We start from the raw sequence: 21,149 nt of genomic DNA on the forward strand, positions 1-21,149 counted from the left end.
TTTTAATCTTTAAATTAATTTAATTTTTACCTTAATCAATAAACAACTCATCAATAAAGGGTCCGCTGTGGCCAGCTGTTTCAATCCTAATATTATTTGCTCCGGCTTTAAGTCTTAATATGGCAGGAACGAATTTCCATTCTTTTTCCCAACCTCCAGTTGGTTTAAATTCTAGAGTTCTTATAAACTCATCGTTTAGATATAACTTCATGGTATGTAATTCCCCTTCATTATTATGCATATACCTAAAACGCATACCATAATCACCTTCTTCACCATCGTTTTCTTGATAGAACGTTATAGCGCCTTCTTTACCATCAAACCTTACAAATCCACTACCTTTATAACGGTGTGCCTGCTTACTAACTTTTGCATCACCTTCTAAAACACCTTCTTCCGCAGAAATGTTTACCCCTCTTCCTATCCACATATCTTTAGAGTGTTCGTTTCCCCAAAATAAGCCTTTGTTTTTACCAAAGGTTTCTTCCATATTTAAAACAACTTTGCCATTTTGTTTTACTACTGCTTTTACTATTGTAGCATCTGCAACTTTAAAAGCACCTTTATAAATAACACCTTTTGTTTCTGGATTTTCGCCATTTACAGTATAAAGAATTTCTAAACCATCTGTATTTGAAGTCCCAAAAACTTGAATCTGTTTGGCATCAATGGATATTTTATTTGAAGTGTATAATGCCTTATCTCCTAAAATTGAAGCTGTTATTAGTGAAGCTTTTTCTGCATTTGGTAACGCTCTTAAAAACAATCTCGTTTTCCCGAAAAACAAGGCTCTAAAATCTGATTTTGTTCTACTTGTAGGGTCAATAGGATTTCCATTTTCCATAGAAATTTTCTTTACATCACCTTGAATATTATAGTAAACTTTATTTTCGCCGTAGGGATATAAATTATCATTTTCGTCTAATCCTTCTGAACTGATAATATAACTTGTGGTAAAAGAATCTTCGGCAGCTAACTTTTGAATACTTGTCTTTAATTTTGATGGTTGCTTGCTGGTTGAAAAAGACGTGCGTTTTACCTCTTTACCACCAATGTATGCCACGGCTTCTAGTTTTCCGTCTTGATAAGGTACCATCCATTCGCATTGCATTTCGTTCCAAACAGTTCCTGGTTTGTCTTTTCCAAGTGATTTTCCATTTAAAAATAATTCAACTTCATCTGCATTAGAATATACCCAAACCGGAATAATCGTTCCTTTTTCCATTCTGGGATGCGTCCAATGAGGAAGCATGTGAATCATAGTTTCTTTGGTCCATTGACTTTGATAGAAATAAAACAAATCTTTTTTAAATCCTGCTACATCTAAAGCACCTCCCATAAATAAATTAAATGGTAAACCTCCATGTACTAAACCTGCTTCACCATAATAATCGAAACCTGTCCAACGGAAATGACCACTATGCCAAGGATTATCTCGCATTACTTCCCAGTATTTTCTAGCTGATACTCTTACCGTAGCATTATCGTAAGACGAATTGAAACTTTGTTTTCTGTTTCGCCAATTTTTAGGGTTGATTCCTTCATAAAAAAAGATTTCTTTTTCGGTTAAATTTGGCAATTCGTAAGTTCCTGGTAATTCGTTATCTCGCCACCAAGTTTGTGTTCTGTAATAACCTCTTGTTTGCCAAGTATGTGGCGCTTCGGTAGAAATAAATGGTTTATCAAAGGTTTTACTTTCTATAAACGATTTGGTTTCTGCCCCTCCGTTAACACCTGTAATATCCATATCTTCTGGATTTCCTGCGCCTGATGTAAATAATCGTGTTGGGTCTAAACTTTTTCCGAATTTCACCAATTCTGGTGCAACATCACTATGGGTTTCGTTACCTAAACTCCACACAAAAATACTTGGATGATTGCGGTCTCTGGTAATCCATTCTTTTACATCGCGTTGCCACCATTCATCAAAGGCTTGTTTGCCATAATCTTGAGGTGCTTTTTTGTGCCAACCATCAAAAATTTCATCCATCACCAACAGACCAATTTCATCACATAAATCATAAAACATTGGAGGAGTTGGGTTGTGCGACGGGCGAATGGCATTAATCCCCATATCTTTTAAAGATTGTAATTTCCAGCGTAACAAAGGCTTTGTCCAAGCGCCTCCAACAGGTCCGCCTTCCCAATGCTCACAAACACCTTTTAATTTTACGTTTTCGCCATTTAACCAAAAACCTGTTTTAGTTTCCCATTTTACTGTTTTAAAGCCGAACGTTGTTTCTACCTCGTCAATTACTTTTTTACCATCTAAAATTTTGGTAATAGCTCTATATAAGGTTGGCGTTTCTGGACTCCATAATTGTGGTTTTTCTATTTCAAATTGATAAGTTGGATTTGATCCTTTTAAGCTTTCATTTTTTTTAGTCAATTCTTTTCCCTCTGGAGAAAACAATTTCACTTCATATTTTAGCTTGTTTACATCGCCATTAATTTCTGCATCAATAGAAACAGTTGCTTTATCTTCTTTAATAGAAGGCGTTTTTATAAAAATACTATTGGGTTTAAAATGCGTTGGATTTACGACTACTAATTTTACTGGGGCATAAATTCCACAAGGATGATACCAACGTGCCGATGGCTCTAAACTATTATCAACTCTTACAGTAATACTATTTTCACCTTCTTTTAAATACTTTGAAATATCATATATAAAACTAATGTAGCCATATGGTCGTTTGCCTAAATGATTGCCATTTATCCAAACTTCGCTATTCATGTAAACTCCATCAAAATTGATGTATGTTGTTTTAGAAAGACTTTCTTTTTTTACGTTAAAAACTTTCCTGTACCAACCTATACCACCATCATGATAACCACCACCTTGACCTTGATCGCCATCAGCACGAACACCTTTTTCGAAAGACCAATCGTGAGGAATGTTTAATGATTGCCAAGAGGAATCATCATAAATTTCTGCAGAAAAGGCTGGACTATCTTCTAAAATAAAACGCCAATTGTTGTTAAAATTTATTTCAGTGCGTTGAGAAAAACATTGCAAATTAAAAACCACTAATGTAAAAATGATAAAGACCTTATTTTTAAAGCAAACTTTCATACTGTTTTCATTATTCGTTTAAAATAGTTACCAAAAAATAACTTAAAATAGGATTTCACAAAATTTTTTATGCTTAAGTCCTTTCCCTATTATTTTAAAGTATCTAAACAAACATAATTCTAAAAACAAACTCTTTTATCCTGTGGTGTCATGGCATTAAATAATACTTAAAATACAACTTTCATATTAACACCATGAGTGTTTAGGTTACAGATTTTAACCTTGGTAGTTTATGTAGTTTTAAATATTAATTTTATTTTTAGAAGTAAAAAAATCAGGATAAAAACTAATAAATTTATAAAGACATATTCGCACTAAAAAGAGCGGTCGCTTTTATAATTACACTTATTTACTTAAACGATATTGAGCCGACTTTCCAGCTTGATCGCCTTGAGGCAATTGGATTGTAAGTTGGGTTTGCCCCTTGCTATAAGTGCTACCTTCAAATGCATAATGTCCTTTTAAATTCACTTCAATTTCAGTCAGTTTATGAGAAGGATCGCTAACCGACAATACCAATGCATCTTGCTTACGCTCCAGCATTAATACACATGGTTTATTTACAGAAATCCCTCCGTATATTTCTGACAGGCCTTCACTATAAAAAACAATACCTGCCCAAGTTCCATCATTAGATTCAACGGATTGTTGTGCTTCGGAATTTACAATCTTAAAAGGTTTGTTTTTATTTAAATGAATCATGGCATCTTCTGAAGCATTAGGAATAAGGATGTATTCATATTTTTCATTCTTGGGTTGTTTACCGTGCTCTAAACATAATTTAAAAATGTTTTCGGTAAGTATTACAGGCCTGTAACGCTTAGCAACATTATTCCAACTTCCTTCTAAAATTTGAGTAGAGAGTTTTACCTGCCTTTGATTTGGAAATAGATACCCAATTTGGTCGTGTAATACCCAATTTATTTCCTGAGATGCTCCTATTCTTGATGTTTTCTTTACACTATTGTTTTCACTTACTAAAACACTTCCTTTTAAAAAGGACTGATTTATGGTAGTCGTTACAGGAAAAGCTGAATTTGTTGTAATACCACTGCCCAAGCAAACTACTTTATCATTAATCATAAACCATGATTTTTTAGCAGCTAACCCATCTCGATTATAGTTCATTACAGCAATACCATTTTTACCATCGCAAACTCCACCAACAAAAGTACCATTGGTTTTAAAGCCACTAAACTTAATAATAGGTAATGCTGATGTGTCTTGAATTATAGTTGTACCGGGAAGCTTTTTCCAATCCCAAAAAGGAAATACATTTCTATATGCTTCACCATGGGTAGATAATAAAGCTACACCATCTCCCATGTAATACCCTTGTATATTTTCTTGATTAACCGACTCCGTACCTACAACACGCTTAGAACTCATTTTAACCGAAAAATAAAAATCTTGCCTTCTATGTACATGAAAATCCGATTTCCAAAAGTGTTTGTTTCCTAATAAGGTTTTAGTATTTAAGACATCCTCATAAGCCTTCGTATGCGTTGTATCAAGGGTTTTCATCTGCTCTAAACACCTTTTTAATCGTACTGCTTTCTTTTCTTGCTCATTTTCAAAAAGTTGTCTGCCAGATGCATTTACATCGTAAGTATTATTCCAAATTACCCATTGCTGCCCCTTTAAAATATACTCTCGTAAAAATTCAATTTTATGATCTTCAAATTGAAAAGGTGTATTATTCACAAACGTGTAACACTTAATCATATCTTCTAAATAAGACAAACCGTAATTTCCAAATTGAAGTTGAGCACCGTGCTCATGATACGACCAATCTGACTTAACACCTACACCATTAGCTATTTTTAATTCATCTTGAATAGCTTTACTAGCTATTGAAACCGAATCTTGCTTACGAAGCAACAACGAACGCAATAAAACATTAGTAGAAAGCCAAACTTTATTTTGCCCAGACATTTTTATTTTAGCTCGATTGAGTAAAACGATAGCTTTATCTTGTTGCTGTTTAGATAATTCGTTTTCCATTAAAAAAAGTGTTGGCAGTAATAACTCAGGAACTCCAATATGTTGGTCGTGCCAATTGGTACTTAAAAAATCATTATCCAACCAATAATTTAATGCCTTATGAATTTTATGTGAAACATCTTTATCCTTGTAAAAACTAGAGGTTTTATTTTTATAATGAATGGCTAAACTTTGGACATGTTGTACATGATTTTTTACTGGCCAACCACCTCGAACCTTATTAGAATAATCTATAGTTGACCAAGATCCATCTTCCTGTAAATTTTCTAATAATAGATTAATAACATCATCATTAATTTCATAATTTAGATAATAATTAATAACATTTTTATGAAATTCTTCTAAGTCCGATGGATATCGCACATTAATGCCTTTATCCGAAACAAAAGTATTGCAACTAAGCCCCAAAAACATTACACAAAGACCTAGTAATTTTATTATAACCTTATTCTTATTTATCATAATACGTCTTGTTAAATATATGGGCTTAATAGTCATTAAAACTAAATGGCTTAAACTTACTAAGAACTATGTAGTGGATTAACACATGAGTTAATCGATCGTTGGAATACTTCCCCACCATGTTTTATTGGGTTCCCAATTTTTATCTAGCATGCCTTTACGCAGGGATTCATGAAATTTAGTCATATCTGCCTTCTTTTTTATTATAGCAAGCTGTTCTTTTTGTGGATTATAGAGTGGATCGGGACTTGGGTATTTAGCCCCAACTTCTTGTAACCATTGCATTAGGTTTTTATACATTTCTTGAGTGCGCATGGGTTGCTGCACAGCCAAATCATTATCCTCATGAATATCTATTGCTAAATTGTACAATTCATTACTTCCATCTTCCCAATAATGAATAAGCTTCCAATTACCTTCTCGTACTATTGAAACCGGTCTTCCTCCCTGATTTCCGTAATGCGGATAATGCCAATATAATGGTCGTTTCTGCATTATTTCACCTTTAAGAGCTGGAACGATACTTTTTCCATCTACGTGAACTTCTGGAAGTAATGGTAATCCTGAAAGCTCTAATAAGGTTGGAAAAAAATCTGAGCCCGATACCGGAGTTTTATTCTTTTGCCCACCATGATTCATCCAAGGCACATGCACGAGAAATGGCACCCGAATTCCACCTTCCCACTGATAGCCTTTACCACCTTTTAAAGGTAAACAATTGGTTGAATAATTATCACCAGAAACTACACCGCCATTATCAGAAGTAAAAATTACAATCGTGTTTTTATCTAATCCACTATCTTTTAACTGTTTTAAAACCAAGCCTACAGCATCGTCCATAGTTTCAACTAAACCTGCATAAACCGGATTATCTTGGTGCTTTCGCATGGGTAAAAAGTAGCCGTCTTCAAAACCTTTATCTGCTATACCACTTCTCTGCGCTTTTTCTCGGTATTTATTCCATTTTTCCTTGTTGGTTTGTATTGGACCATGTACGGCATAGAAGGATAAATAAGCTAAAAATGGTTTATCTTTTGTGTTTTTTATAAAATTTACTGTTTCCTTGGCTAAACGTATAGAAAGGTTTTCTCCCTTCTCAGTATCTTTTAATTTAGGGTTATTAAATGGTGCAAAATACCCGCCTGCTGGACTTCCTCTATGATATCCTCCTTTATTATAATCGAATCCATAATCTTCAGGATAATATCCAACATCTCCAAGATGCCATTTACCAGCAAAAAAAGTGGAATAGCCTGCGTTTTTAAATGCTTTTGGTAAGCTTACCAAATTGGTATCTATATTATGTTTATAGGCAGCTGGCAACATTTTAGAATATCGTTTTTTATTTCTCCATTCTTCCCCTATAGGTGCGCCAATCCAATCTGTAATACCGTGTCTTGCTGCAAACTGTCCAGTCATTAAAGTAGCTCGAGATGGACTGCAAACCTGAGAACCAGCATAACCATTTGTAAACACCATACCAGAATTAGCAATAGCATCTATGTTTGGAGTTTCGTAGTATGAACTACCCATGCAGCTTAAATCTGAATACCCTAAATCATCAGCTAAAATAAAAAGGATATTAGGCTTTTCTTTGACAACAATTTCATTGGTTTTTAAAGCACAAGACATAAACAAAAAACCAATACATGCTACTATTATAGATTTGTTCATTTACACAATTATTTATTTTAGCGGTTATTGCATTTTCAGCTTTAGTTTATATTTTTTTAAGACTTAAAACCTATAAGTAAATCTTGTAAGGATAACTGTTTACTACATTATAACTTAATAAAATCACCGTATTTATTTAAATGTAGAAACAAATTTATATGTTCCCGGTTGCACTAATAATAGAAAACTAGTGTCGTTAGTTTTAACTAATTCAACTTGATTATGAGATTTAAATACTTCACTATTTAACTGTAATTCATTGGCCGTATTACCTGGTATAATAACCTTTGCAGTTGTATTTGGAGGAATTACGGTTTCTAAATAAAACTTGCCCTCTTTAACTTCCCAAGCACTAGAGACCTTTCCATGAGGTGTATTTAATGATGCTGAAGCAGAACTTAGTGGCTGTCTAGCTTGTGGTGCGATAAGTATGGTTTTATAACCTGCTTCTAAAGGTGCAATACCAGCAATACGTTCGTACATCCATTCGCCAATGGCACCGTATGCATAATGATTTAAACTATTCATGCTCATAGGATTGTAACCTTCGGTTTTGCTGTAGCTATTCCAACGTTCCCAGATGGTTGTCGCACCTTGATTGATGGAATAAAACCACGATGGGTAGGTTTCATTAAATAATAATTTGTATACCATATCTACTTCTCCCATATCATCTAAAACTCTTGACAATAGTGGTGTTCCTAAAAAACCTGTTCTTAAATGATAATCTGCATCTTTAAGTTTGCGCAATAAATTAGCCTGCGCGTTCTTGATTTTAGATTCAGGTAATAAATCGAATGCTAATGCCAACAAATAAGATGTTTGGGTTTCTGCTACGCCTTTTACTTTTCCTTCATCATCAAAAAACTCATTATCAAATGCTTTTGCTACGGTTTTGTATAGTGCTTCGTACTTGGCATGCTCTTCTGTTTTACCAAGAACTTTGGCAGTATGAGCAGTTAATTTAGCAGAATGCGCAAAAAATGCCGTACCAATTAAATTTCTAGAGGTGTCACCTTTATTATCACCACTTTCAGGAAAAGGTTGCAACCAATCGGAAAACGACATCATATTAGAAATATGTTTATTTGATTTTTTTTGATGATACCCAACCCAATTTTTCATCATCTCAAAATTGTCTTCTAAAAAACCTACATCGCCTGTTCGCATGAAAATTTTCCAAGGAATAATTGTGCCTACATCACCCCAACCCGAACTTGCGATTTTATTTCCTCTTGAATCTGGAACCGTCCAAGGAATGGCGCCATCTTCAAGTTGTGCTTCCCTTACACTTTGCAACCAACTTGCCCAGAACTTATAAACATCGGCATTAAACATTGATGTTGGCCCGAATACTTGTGCATCTCCTGTCCAACCCAAACGTTCATTACGTTGTGGACAGTCGGTTGGGATATCTAAAAAATTACCTCGTAAGCCCCAAACAATGTTGCTTTGAAGTTGATTTAGTTTTTCATGTGATGATTTAAATGTACCATTATCATCAAAATCTGAATACTGTACAATACCTGTTACCCAATCTTCCGTAGGTGTTTTTGAGGTATCAAAACCACTTAATTCAACAAATCGAAAACCATGAAACGTAAATTTTGGTTGATATGCTATATCTCCATCTTCAGCGGCAATATAATAATCGGTAGAATGTGCACTTCTATAATTTTTAGTATAAAATGTGCCATCTGGCGATAGCATTTCTGCAAATCTAATTTGAAGCGTATCTCCTTTCTTCATTGGAACCTTTACAAAGGGAACACCTACCATATTTTGTTTTAAATCAAATATAATTGCTCCATCTTTTTTAGTAATCTCCTGTGGTTTTAGCTCTATTTTTCCTTTTGTAGTTGTATGCCTTTTAGGTTCAAGTTTTACCTTATCATCAAGATTTGCTACTTCTACATTTGTCCAATCCTTATCATCAAAATTATTGGTTGTCCAATGTGGCATTTCTAAATTGGCATTATAAATTTCGCCATCATATATTTCTGCAAACTGTAACGGGCCGTTTGACATTCCCTTCCAACTAGCATCGGATACAATAATTTCTTTAGAACCATCATTCATCGTAATTTCTAACTGGGCTAAAACCTTAGGCGAAATTGTATTATCCCATGGCGTGGTTCCCCAAAGTAAACGACCAGAGTACCAACCGGAAGCCAGTTCAACACCAATAGCATTTTGTCCAGGTTCTATTAAATTTGTAACATCATAAGTTAAGGTTTCAATACGTTTATTATAAGTTGTAAAACCGGGAGACATAACATCATCTGAAACATTTTCACCGTTAATTGACACATCAAAAACACCTTTAGAGGTAATGTATAAACGTGCTGAAGTGACATCCTTAGATAATTCAAATGCTTTTCTTAAATATTGGGGCTTATGTATGAGTACTTTTTCTCGCCCTCGAATACTGTCCTTAGCAGTATCTAGACCAACCCATTTTGCTTTCCAATCGCTATTATTTAACAAGCCCATTTCAAAATGATTAATTTCACTCCATTTTGAAGCTTCTCCATCTTGGTTCCAATACTTAACTTGCCAATATACTTTTTGACGTGATTGTAAAGCTGCTCCTTCATACTTGACCCAAGTAGATTGTGATGATTGTTGTTTTTTAGAATTCCATAAATCTGCATTATCAGGTAACAAATCTGGACTACTAGCCGCTACTATTTGATAGGCAGACTGACTTTTAATGTTTTCTGACACGGGCAACTTCCAAGAAAATGTTGGGTTAGCATCATAAAAACCTAATGGATTTTCAAACCCTTCGGAAACCATTAAATCTTGTGCATTTTCTAATGAGTCATTAGAGTTACAAGACATGATTACACTCAAAAAGACAAAAGCGTATGCTAAATAGTTGAAATTTGATTTTTTAAACATAATTTAAAGTTTAGTTTGAAAGTTATAGGTTCCTGGTTCTGCTAAAATCTTTATTAGACTAGTATCAGAACTCATTAATTTTAAATTTGAATTCTTTGCAAACATACTTCCATTTACAAATAAACGTTCTTTATTGCCATAAGGAATATGTACCTCTGCAGAAGTATTAGGTGGAATTACAACATCAAGTGTAAAAGTATCATTCTCAATTTTCCAAGAAGATGAAGATACTCCATAAGGTGTTTTTACACTTGCAGAAGCCGACGTTAAAAACTCGGTATTTGGCACTGGAGCAATTCTAATCTTCTTATAACCTGGTTCTAAAGATGCTAATCCAGCTAAACGCTCGTACATCCACTGCCCAACAGCTCCATAAGCATAATGGTTTAAGCTATTCATACTTTGCGGATTAAAGCCATCGTTTTTACTATAACTATTCCAACGCTCCCACATAGTTGTTGCGCCTTGATTAATGGAATAAAACCACGATGGATAGGTTTCTTTAAATAGAATTTTATACATTAAATCTATTTCTCCCATATCATCTAAAACCTTTGGTAAAATTGGTGTTCCTAAAAAGCCTGTACCTAAATGGTAATCGGCATTCTTTATCTCTTCAAGTAAATATTTTTTTGCTTTTTCTTTAGTTTCTTGCTTTAATAAATTAAAATGTATAGCTAGTAAATAAGCTGTTTGTGTTTGTTTTTTGCCTATAAATTTTCCTGCATCAAAAAAGGTGTTTTCAAAAGCGTTAGAAACAGCGTTATATAAATCTTTATATTTTTTTTCATCTTCTGTTTTACCTAAAATACTAGCAATTTTAGATAGTAAATGAGCAGAGTGTGCAAAATAAGCAGTATTTATTAACTCTTTTGGTGTATCGCCTCTATTTCCTGTTTTGCCTGTTTTTGCTGGGTATGGTTGCAACCAATCTGCAAAAGAATACATACTTGGAATATAATTTTTAGCCTTAGATTGGTAATAACCCACCCACTTTTTGGACATTTCGTAATTTTCTTGAAGCACACTTATATCTCCAGTAATATTATAAACATCCCAAGGAATAATAACAGAGGCATCACCCCATCCAGAACTTGCATTATTATTCTGAAGAACATCTGGAATAATAAAAGGTATTAAACCGTTATTGTGTTCAGATTGGGTTTCTCGCATACTTTGCAACCAAGCAGCCCAAAAGGCATGCGTATCATAATTAAATAATGCTGTTGGCGCTATAACCTGAGCATCTCCTGTCCATCCCAAACGTTCATCGCGTTGCGGACAGTCTGTAGGCACATCAAAAAAGTTATCTCTTAATCCCCAAGTAATATTACTTTGTAATTGATTCAACTTATGGTGAGAGGATGTAAAGGTTCCGATTTTTTCAAAATTAGAATGTTGCGCTATACCTTGTACCCAAAACGCTTCTGGTTTAGCATTTTTATCGTAACCACTCAGTTCTAAAAATTGAAATCCGTGAAATGTAAATTTTGGAACATATTCTATAACGCCGTCTTTAGATGCAACATAATAATCGGTTGATTTTGCAGAACGATAGTTTTTAGTATAAAAGGTATTGTCTTTTAGCAACATTTCAGAAAAACGTATTTTTAAAGTATCCCCTTTTTTCATAGGTACGCTTACCTTTGGTACGCCTACAATGTTTTGTTTTAGGTTAAAAACTGATGTGTTTTCTTTTACCGAAACAATTTCAACATCCTTTAAAACCATTTGATTCTTTACAGTTTGATGTCTTTTTGGTGCCAATTTAACATCCTTAGAAACAGCCTCAACTTCTACCATTTTCCAGTTAGAATCATCAAAAGTAACAGTATTCCAATTTGGCATTTCAAAGTTTGCATCATATACTTCGCCATCGTAAATACCCGCTAAACGTAGTGGTCCGTTTGTAGTTCCCTTCCAAGATTTATCTGAAATTATGGTTTGTTTTGAACCGTTTTTCATGACAATTTCTAACTGACATAGAATTTTGGGCGATGCAAAATTTTCATACAATGCTCTACCTCTACTAATTCTTCCTGAATGCCACCCCGAAGCCAATTCTACCCCGATAGCATTTTTACCAGCTTTTAAAAATTCTGTAATATTATAAGTAAGTGTTTCTATGCGATGGTTGTATGGCGTCCAACCTGGGGTCATGACATCATCACTTACATCTTTACCATTTAAATGTACATCAAAAACGCCTTTTGCCGTAATGTATAATCTTGCTGAAGCTACATCTTTAAACAATTCAAATCTTTTTCTTAAATATTGTGGCCGATGCATTAAAAATGCCCTAACCCCTTTTATACTATCTTTTGCAGTATCTAAGCCTATCCAATTTGCTTTCCAATCGGAATTGTTTAACAATCCTAATTCAAAAGTATTTACATCACTCCACCCTGAGTTTTTATCTTCTTGATTCCAAAAACGCACCTGCCAAAATACCTTTTGGCGGGATTTTAATGGTTTACCTTCATATTTTACAAATGTAGATTGCGCGCTTAATTGCTTTCCAGAATCCCACAAATCGGCATTATTTGGCAGCAAATCTTTTGACGACGCTACAACTATTTGGTAAGCAGATTGGGATTTGATGTGTTGTGATATCGGTAATCTCCATGAAAACGTTGGGGTATTATTGTAAAACCCTATTGGATTTTTAAAACTCTCGGATATGGTTAACAATTCTGGAGCTATAATCTCTTCCACTTTACACCCTACAATTAGTAGTGATGCTAAGGTACAGTAAACCATTATGCCCCGCAGTATGATACGTTTTGATAATTTCATTCTAAATATGCTATAAACTACTACTTTTAAGACATTTAAAGGTTGAGAAAATATTGTCTAAAGTCCAAATTTTCATTAAATAAACTATCCTGTACTGTCTCGAATTTGTTGGAATACATATTAAAATGCTATCCTTTGATTGAACAGTATAAAAAAGAGCTAGAAATGTTAACATTTACTAGCTCCTTTAAAACTAAATTATTTGTTGCCGTTTTACTTAATTATAAGTTTAGAACGGAAAACTCTTTGATTATCGTCAATTACTGTAATTAAATATAATCCCGATTTAAAACGGCCATTATTTTCAATATCCATTCTATTAGAATTTATTCTGTTTTGCAAAATGACCTTTCCTAGCATATCGTTTATTATAATGTTAGCCTTATTTACGCCATTAAATAAAATGGTGAATTGATGGTTTGCTGGATTAGGAAAAACCTTCGCCGAAAATGAATCCGTCTCCACCTTAGAAGTACTTAAGGTTGTGGATTCGACAATCCATTTAGACCTATCATCAGAATTCCCTATATGCTCTATTATACCACTCGTATTTTGGTACAAGTAATTAGCATTATTTCTGGTTAAAAATTGATATGTGCCGTCGCTACTATTATAAGCGACATTAAATTGTTTATCGCTATCCTCTCTAGGAGCTGAAAAACCAGTATTAATAATATCGTTTGGTGGATTACCAGCAGCTCTTAAAATACCACGATCGGACCTTTTACTTTCAATATTAAAATAATTTCCAGCTTTTACAAATTCCCATTCCTTATCGCCAGCAGCCACGTTGGAAGCATTATCACTTTCAACAACATCGGCACCTACAGAATGTAAATATTTTCCAGTTACAAAATTCTTAATTCGGTAAATATCGCCGGTTAAATCTGTAGGATCTTCTTCTTCAACATTAATTGTAATTTTATTAGAAGACACTGTTTCGTTACTTGCATTGTATGCCACTGCTTGCACCGTATATATACCTTCTGTATTTGGCAACCAATCTATAGCATAAGGCACTGAACTATCCTCGCCAAAAGTAGCACCATTAACTAAAAACTCTACTTTAGAAATACTTCCATTTTCATCTATGGCATCAGCCGAAATTTGAACTGTTTCACCAAGGCTATACGTTTCATCTGGAAAAGGAGAGGTTAACGACACTCTAAAAGGATCCTTTACAATATCTAAATCTATAATTTGTAAATAAAGAGGTTGCTCATTACCAGAGGTTCTATGCATTAAATAATAATACAATTTACCATTAGCAATATATACTTGCCCATGATTAAAAACTTTACCAGAAGTTGCTTGATATACTCTAGTAAAATTATTAGTACCACCTTGGGCTTTTTCTACATAAACCCTTCCGTTAGTTAAACCAATTATAAATACATCATCGCCTGCTGTGTATATGGCTTCTGCTCCTGCAAAATCCTCTGAAGTTATAAAATCTGTTGCTCCAGAAGGTTTATAAGTATGTAAATACTTGGTTACATTAAATTGATTGTCTCTAACTCTACTTATAATATGCACATCCTCATTTTCGGTAACTGTCCAATCAAAATCTTGAACAATATTTATGGCGTCTGTATTGGTTCCTTGAACGTAATCTCCGGGCTCCATGACTTTTATAAACTCGGCATCGTATAAGGGAAGACTAAAACTTTGTCCTTGGTGGTTTTTCCATCCGGTAAAACCATCTTGATCATCGGAGTAGGCATAATACACCCCATTTTGATATTGATATTTATCGCTGTTATTTTGAGACCTTTTTTGAAAACCAATACGCATTTTACCATTAACATATTTTATATCGCCATAAAGCCCCCAGTTATAGGTTATTCCAGATTGGCTTCTAGCATTTAAAACATTAAAATGCGTAAAACTAGACCATGTAGATGTGGTAGCTTCATATTTAGAAAATTTATAAGCTCCGTTATTATTGCCACCTTCACGCATATACATAAACAAATCACCCGAATCATTTAAGAAAAATTTAGGATAGGTTAAAGCCGAAAAATTACTATAATCTTCACCACCGTTTAAACTTAAATGCTTGTATCCGCCGTTATTATTTTGAACAAATTTATCTAAGGTAAATTCTGCATCTGGAAGCTCAGCAGCATTTGCTATGGAAAATGAATATCTAAAATAATCGTTACTTAAACTACCATCTGAAGGTCTTGTATTGCTGTACGAATGCATATCGTATAACAAATGAATGGTACCGTTTAAAGGACTTACTCCAACAGCTATGGTGTTATGAGATTCTCCTATCCACCATTTATTCTGATAGCCCGTATGTCTATGAGGAAATTCAATAGTTGCCATAGTACCAGTTATGGTATTATAACGTGTAAGCATAACATTTCGCTGGCCTTTGCCTCCTTTATACCACGTTGTAAAAACAAATTCGTTATAGCTTGTTATACAGTCGCCATGTGCTGATATTTTATTTCCAAAAAAATAATCGTAGGGTGCAGATTCACCTGTATTAGTTGCACCACTTGAAACTTTAGAACCATCAAAATGCAAACCAATATCGGAAATCTTAACTTCGCTTTCTAAGACTACTTGAGCATGCCCTAAAAAGCATAGGATCAGAACAATAAAGTGTATACAACATTGCTTTTTTGAGTAATTATTTTTCATAGTTTTTCTCTTTTTTTAAACTGCCCGCTTTAAAATATGAAAGGACTAATCAAACAAATTTCTGATTTTAAAAAAAAAGAAGCATCCTGCACTATACTGCTAAAAACTGTTAAATATTTAAGGTATTACTCCATATAAAACAACTCTTCTAACGGAATTGACACCGGAGAATTATCTGGATTCACCTTCATAATATCTGCCATAAAATCCCACCATTTTTTAACAATTTGATTGTTTGCCAAATCTTGAGAACCGCCTGTTCCTGAAACTTTTTGGAACGCGAAAAGTGTACTCGTTTCTTCGTCTAGAAATATAGAATATTCACTTACACCATTGTCTTTCAATAATTTTTTAAGCTCTGGCCAAATCTCGTTATGACGTTTTTTATAGGCTTCCTTTTGCCCTTTATTTAATTTCATTTTGAAGGCTAATCTTTGCATAATTTTATCCGGTTTATTGATTTGCAAATTATAGTAGTGCAACTTTAATTTTTAATGAATGATGTTATTTATCTAGTTGAGGATATGAAGACCTTTGATTTTTAGGAAATTGTTTATCTAATAATTTTTCCATTTTAATTAATTCCTTTTGATAGGTAGGATTATTTTTCAAGTTTACATTTTCGTTCATGTAATCCTGATTGCAAAAATATAGCTCTTTATCCATGAGCTTATTCTCTTTATTATTCCACCACTCCGTATATCTAAACTTACCATTTGTACAGGTAAAGCCCATAATTTTTTTTCCTCTAGGATATAAGCTATAGGCGGCTTCTTCCCATTTTAAGTTAGGGTTATTAACTAGGGGTAAAATACTGTTTCCGTCTAACGATTGTTTTGGTAAACCACATAACTCTACCAAAGTAGGAAATAGATCGACGTTTTCTACAAATGCCTGAGATGTAGCATTAGTTACTCTATTTTTGTAACTAGTTTCTCTACTCACAATAAAGGGTACATTTACATCAATTTCAAAATTACTATGTTTACACCAAGCACCATACTCACCAATTTTATATCCATGATCACTCATAAATACCACCATGGTGTTTTTACGTAAATCGAGATCCTCTAGAGTTTTCATTACTTTTCCCATTTGAGCATCTATATAACTAATGGAAGCGTAATAACCATGAATAAGATCTTTAGTTAAATCATCTTCTAAAGGCCCTTCTTTAGGAATACCATAATAATTTCTCAATTCGCCCCAGTTTGTTAATGCTAATTTATATATATCTTTTGGTGCTACTTTAGCAGGCACAATAAAATCCGATTTATTGTACATATCCCAATACTTTTTAGGCGCATTAAAGGGAAGATGCGGTTTTGTTAAGCCCACAAACATTAAAAACTTTTCATCTTTAATTTTATGAAGTGTTTCGATAGCATCATTAGTGGCACGACCATCTTTATAAGCATCGTCTTCTACATCGGCAAATTCAAAAGCTGGTCCGTTAGATTTAATGCCTGCGTTTTTTAGACTATCTATTATCGCTAAACTTTCTGGTAATACCCAAGAGTTTACTTCCTTAGGAACATGAGTACTCCAACTATCCTTATCGTCGTTAGTATGATGGTACACCTTACCAACGCTAACCGTAGTATAGCCTTGATTTTTAAAAAATTGAGGCATCGTTAGCAACTCTTTATGTTTGGAACGTAATGGTGTGAAAATAGAATAAATACCTATACGCTCTGGACGTAATCCTGTTAAAATACTCATTCGAGATGGGGCACATATAGCTTCTTGTGCATAAGCTTTTTTAAACAGGACACCATCTTTTGCTAAGGCATCAATGTTTGGGCTCTTTACTATTTTATTGCCATAACACCCTAATTCTGGTCTTAAATCATCTACCAAAAAAACAACTACGTTGGGCTGTTGTTGGGCATATAAAGCAAGGCCAAAACTTAAACCTAAAATTAAAAGTAAATTTCTTTTTATTCCAATCATTATAATAGAATTGCTATTTTTATTTATTTAATTTTATATGATGTTTTAAGCCTTCAATATCATTTAATGTACCTACAACATTAGAGTCAGTTGTAACTATTTGGTGGTTTTTGGGTGTTTCAATATATAATTTAATAGCAAAGATTTCACATCTTTAACGGTGCCTTGCTTTAATCCATAATTTTTATTCGCACCGGTTATCCAATATAAAATCATCCCCGCATCAGAACAATCCCATTTGCCTTTTTGAAATTTAACAACATCATCTATTTCGGCCATTTTCCCCATTAACCATACAAACTGAAGACGATCATCATTATAATTTTTAGCCCAATCCCATTTAGATTCTTCCACTTTAAGATTAATATTTTGATCGGGAATTCGAACCTCTTCAATTCCAAAATCTAAAATATCTTGCCATGTATAAAAATCGCCGGCATTATCATTTGCTGGGTGGTGTGTAATAACTTTTACAAATTTATGTTTCTCTTTTGGTGTGGCCTGCAACGCAAAACCAATAATATCTGGTTCACCAGCTTCTACAATCCACAGCGGATCTTTAGCTGTAGATGCATTTATTGCTTTACATAAATCTTTAATAGTTTCATCGGTTTGCCATTTGGCGTCTAAAAATGTAATATGCTCAAAACCTCCCCAACGTCTTGCTGTACCGTCGCAAGTTGTTTGCATCATGGCGTGACGTTCCCTTTCGGCCGCTTCAGATATTCTATGTAATACGACCAAATCGCAACTATGCGAATAGTGAACCAAACGATCTGTTAGCCCCGTAGCCCTAAGCAAAGCTAAAGTAACCGCAGTACCACCAAGGTCATCTGGGTCTGGCGAATTACCATCTGCAACCACCGCTATTCGTCCAGATGGAGGCACAATAGTTTGTGATGATAACATAGATGTACTAATTAATGTAACTACAACTAATAAAATTAACTTATTCATGGTTTGCTATAAAATTTTGGTTTAATGCTGCTAAAACTGACATATAAAGAACTCGTTACCCATTTTACATAGGAGAATAGTTGATATCTTTTGTTAGAATAAATTTATCAAATTCGAAGCCATCTTCACGCATGCTAAATTGAATATCGTGAATTCCCGCAGTTTCAAAATCTAAATAAATTTCATTAGGCACACCACAATGCACTTCTTTTGTTCTTTGTTTGCTCGCCCAAGTCCACTTATTTTTCCCTTCGCACCATTGCATTTTTTGCCCATGTAGCGGCCAAGTATTATTTATACCTACATGAATTCCATTATCTTCACTTCCTGTAGAAAAGGCCCTAACCCAAACATAATACCGTCCTGATGAATTTATTTTTACCTGATAATGTACAATGCCCAATACACCAGGTTTGTCAGAAAAATTATCACCGCAAACGAGCTTATCAGCATGTGTAATCCTTGTATCTGGTAATATTTCGATGTAAGATTGATTGCTGGCATTATTACTATGTTCTGTATCTTGGTAGTTGTCTACACTAGGAACTTCTGCAGTCGATACTCTAAACCACTGCCTAATCTGAGACTTACTTTGCTTATAAAAATGCTCTGCCTCAACCGCTACAAAACCATTTTTTTCTTCAAAGAGAATGGTATCATCAAAAATGGCTTGATTTAATTTAGCAGATTGAGCTATCAATGCGAAGCAAGATATGGAAATCAACAAGAATAGTAACAAAAATGATTTTGTATTCACAAACATATATTTTAAAATTCAGTTTAAAAATACCCAATCATTTAGCACAAACTATCCTGTAGTATCCTTAGGGAATAAGCTCTGACTAGTAATTAAGTTCTACTATTTTAAATTAGAGGTATTTATTTGCACTGTTTTACTAGATTTAAAACCAATACGATGCGCTTTAACAAGTAAATCTTTATCCTTTTGAATAAAAATAGGCTCTGTATAGATACTCCAATATTTAGGAAACTTTCCATTATCATTTTTAATCTTATAGCCTATTGAGGCTCCTTCTGTGTCGCAATTAATAACTAATTTTTTATTGGCATGTTTCAGTGTTGGATTAGCTGTAATAGGTTGCTTTTCTAAACCACCCCATAGCTTATCTATTAGTTCAGCTTCCGGTAAATTTGGATGATCTCCAATATTTTGCAACCAATTATCCATTTCATTTCGTAGCTCTTGCAATTTTTCTTTGTACTCCGGATAAGCGGCAAGGTTATTCAGCTCGAAAGGATCTGCTATACAGTCAAATAATTCTTCTTCAGGCTTACGTTCTCTAAACCATTGTTTTTGGACATCGTTTAATTTAACTTCATCCTTTAACCTTAAAAGTTCTTGCATGCTCGGAATCTTTTCTCGATATGATAAAGGTAAATAGTAACCTTGTTCTGGTCTGTAATTTCTAATGTACTTAAATTGATTATCTCTTACTGCTCTTATTACATCTGTAACTTCATCAAAACGATCGGCTGCAGCATGAATATATTTTCTTTCTTTTTTAGCTTTATAGTTTCCTAAAAAAGCTTGACCCTGCATATATTTTGGTGGTTCCACATCTATCAACGATAACAATGTGGGAGCAAAATCTATAAAACTGACAAGCTGGTTGTCTTTTGTTTTAGCTTTTTGTTTTTTTGGAAAACGAATTATCATTGGCGTATTTAAGCCCGAATCATAAATTAATCGTTTCTCTCTTGGTAAAGGTCCTCCATGATCGCCATAGAAAAACACAATGGTATTATCTAACAAGCCATCGTTTTCTAACTGTTTTAAAACAGCTCCAACCTGTTTATCCATTTCAGCTATATTGTTGTATAGTTTCCACATATCATTGCGAACTTTTGGAGTATCGGGTAAATACGGCGGAATATTAAATTTTGTGTCTTTAGGTAAGTGTTTCGTTATTTCCGATTCTGGAATCCTATTTTTAGAATCGGGCAATCCATTTTGCTTCCATACATACGTGGTATCGCCTTCATGATAATGTCTTGTTTCAACATTTCTAAATCCATAAGGCTCAAATAAACCAGACTCATGGGTTTCGGTAAAATTAATTACAGAGAAAAAAGGTTGATTTTCCGCTCTATTCCTCCAATGCGCATAATAACTACTTTCGTCCCATGCGGTAACTGGAGCTTTAAATTGGTAATCTTCCTTGTAATTATTTGAGCAATAATACCCGTTCATTCTAAGTAACTCACTAACCATTTTTACACTTGGAGGCGGCACTGCTTCGTAGGCTGGTAAACCTGTAACCTGTGTATACGAATTAGTACGCATATGATTTGCACCAATGCTAGAAGGATACATACCGGTTGCTATTGCAGCACGACTAGGCGCACAAACACCTGATGTTGAATAAAGATTCGGATAAACGACACCCTCGTTTGCTAAACGCGTTAAATTTGGAGTTTCAACAGTTAAATCGCCAAATGGCGGTATGTATGCGCCCATATCTTCGGTAACCAACCATAAAATATTAGGGCGTTCTGGAAAGGACAAACCCGACGATTCTTGCTTATAACTAGTACTATCAGCCTTTTTAGTTTGACATCCTGTTAAACATATACAAGTTAAAAAGGCTAAGGTTAAAATTCTCATGATAAAAAAAGGTTTACTCTAGTTCGTTTTCAATTTTAACGT

11 protein-coding genes are annotated in these 21,149 nt (G+C 34.1%); all 11 read right to left on the reverse strand.

The annotated features are described in order from the left end of the window. Positions 1-31 precede the first annotated feature (31 nt). On the reverse strand, positions 32-3,076 hold the full coding sequence (locus tag HNQ90_RS12480) for a glycoside hydrolase family 2 TIM barrel-domain containing protein (protein WP_144116366.1): 3,045 nt from the start codon (positions 3,074-3,076) through the stop codon (positions 32-34). Between the two features lie 345 nt (positions 3,077-3,421). Further along, complete coding sequence (locus HNQ90_RS12485; protein ID WP_172625869.1) at positions 3,422-5,542, reverse strand: polysaccharide lyase family 8 super-sandwich domain-containing protein; 2,121 nt, start codon at positions 5,540-5,542, stop codon at positions 3,422-3,424. A 90-nt stretch (positions 5,543-5,632) separates the two neighbouring features. Then, positions 5,633-7,216, reverse strand: coding sequence for a sulfatase (locus HNQ90_RS12490; protein WP_241678356.1), 1,584 nt, complete (start codon positions 7,214-7,216; stop codon positions 5,633-5,635). Between the two features lie 132 nt (positions 7,217-7,348). Then, positions 7,349-10,120, reverse strand: coding sequence for a family 78 glycoside hydrolase catalytic domain (locus HNQ90_RS12495; protein WP_241678357.1), 2,772 nt, complete (start codon positions 10,118-10,120; stop codon positions 7,349-7,351). Between the two features lie 3 nt (positions 10,121-10,123). After that, positions 10,124-12,880, reverse strand: a complete 2,757-nt coding sequence (locus tag HNQ90_RS12500) for a glycoside hydrolase family 78 protein (protein ID WP_144116410.1) — start codon at positions 12,878-12,880, stop codon at positions 10,124-10,126. 249 nt (positions 12,881-13,129) lie between these two features. Next, entirely contained in the window at positions 13,130-15,571 is a 2,442-nt protein-coding gene (locus tag HNQ90_RS12505) for a BNR-4 repeat-containing protein (RefSeq protein ID WP_144116368.1), read from the reverse strand. A gap of 125 nt (positions 15,572-15,696) precedes the next feature. Continuing rightward, positions 15,697-16,011, reverse strand: a complete 315-nt coding sequence (rhaM, locus tag HNQ90_RS12510) for an L-rhamnose mutarotase (protein WP_144116369.1) — start codon at positions 16,009-16,011, stop codon at positions 15,697-15,699. 64 nt (positions 16,012-16,075) lie between these two features. After that, positions 16,076-17,524, reverse strand: a complete 1,449-nt coding sequence (locus HNQ90_RS12515; protein WP_144116370.1) for a sulfatase — start codon at positions 17,522-17,524, stop codon at positions 16,076-16,078. A gap of 96 nt (positions 17,525-17,620) precedes the next feature. After that, complete coding sequence (locus tag HNQ90_RS12520; RefSeq protein WP_144116371.1) at positions 17,621-18,481, reverse strand: hypothetical protein; 861 nt, start codon at positions 18,479-18,481, stop codon at positions 17,621-17,623. 64 nt (positions 18,482-18,545) lie between these two features. Further along, the gene (locus HNQ90_RS12525; RefSeq protein WP_206669648.1) at positions 18,546-19,181 is read right to left on the reverse strand and encodes a hypothetical protein; all 636 of its coding nucleotides are present in this window, start codon (positions 19,179-19,181) and stop codon (positions 18,546-18,548) included. A gap of 159 nt (positions 19,182-19,340) precedes the next feature. Next, positions 19,341-21,107 carry a sulfatase family protein gene (locus HNQ90_RS12530; protein ID WP_144116372.1) on the reverse strand — a complete coding sequence of 589 codons (1,767 nt, stop codon included), beginning with the start codon at positions 21,105-21,107 and terminating at the stop codon, positions 19,341-19,343. Positions 21,108-21,149 lie beyond the last annotated feature (42 nt).

Source organism: Algibacter amylolyticus (assembly GCF_014202225.1).
In the GTDB taxonomy this organism is placed as follows: Bacteria; Bacteroidota; Bacteroidia; order Flavobacteriales; family Flavobacteriaceae; genus Algibacter_B; species Algibacter_B amylolyticus.

Bases quoted from the DNA above. Each gene is read 5' to 3' on its own strand.
- HNQ90_RS12480 (WP_144116366.1), bottom strand. From the start codon at position 3,076: ATGAAAGTTTGCTTTAAAAATAAGGTCTTTATCATTTTTACATTAGTG.
- HNQ90_RS12485 (WP_172625869.1), bottom strand. From the start codon at position 5,542: ATGATAAATAAGAATAAGGTTATAATAAAATTACTAGGTCTTTGTGTA.
- HNQ90_RS12490 (WP_241678356.1), bottom strand. From the start codon at position 7,216: ATGAACAAATCTATAATAGTAGCATGTATTGGTTTTTTGTTTATGTCT.
- HNQ90_RS12495 (WP_241678357.1), bottom strand. From the start codon at position 10,120: ATGTTTAAAAAATCAAATTTCAACTATTTAGCATACGCTTTTGTCTTT.
- HNQ90_RS12500 (WP_144116410.1), bottom strand. From the start codon at position 12,880: ATGGTTTACTGTACCTTAGCATCACTACTAATTGTAGGGTGTAAAGTG.
- HNQ90_RS12505 (WP_144116368.1), bottom strand. From the start codon at position 15,571: ATGAAAAATAATTACTCAAAAAAGCAATGTTGTATACACTTTATTGTT.
- rhaM (WP_144116369.1), bottom strand. From the start codon at position 16,011: ATGCAAAGATTAGCCTTCAAAATGAAATTAAATAAAGGGCAAAAGGAA.
- HNQ90_RS12515 (WP_144116370.1), bottom strand. From the start codon at position 17,524: ATGATTGGAATAAAAAGAAATTTACTTTTAATTTTAGGTTTAAGTTTT.
- HNQ90_RS12520 (WP_144116371.1), bottom strand. From the start codon at position 18,481: ATGAATAAGTTAATTTTATTAGTTGTAGTTACATTAATTAGTACATCT.
- HNQ90_RS12530 (WP_144116372.1), bottom strand. From the start codon at position 21,107: ATGAGAATTTTAACCTTAGCCTTTTTAACTTGTATATGTTTAACAGGA.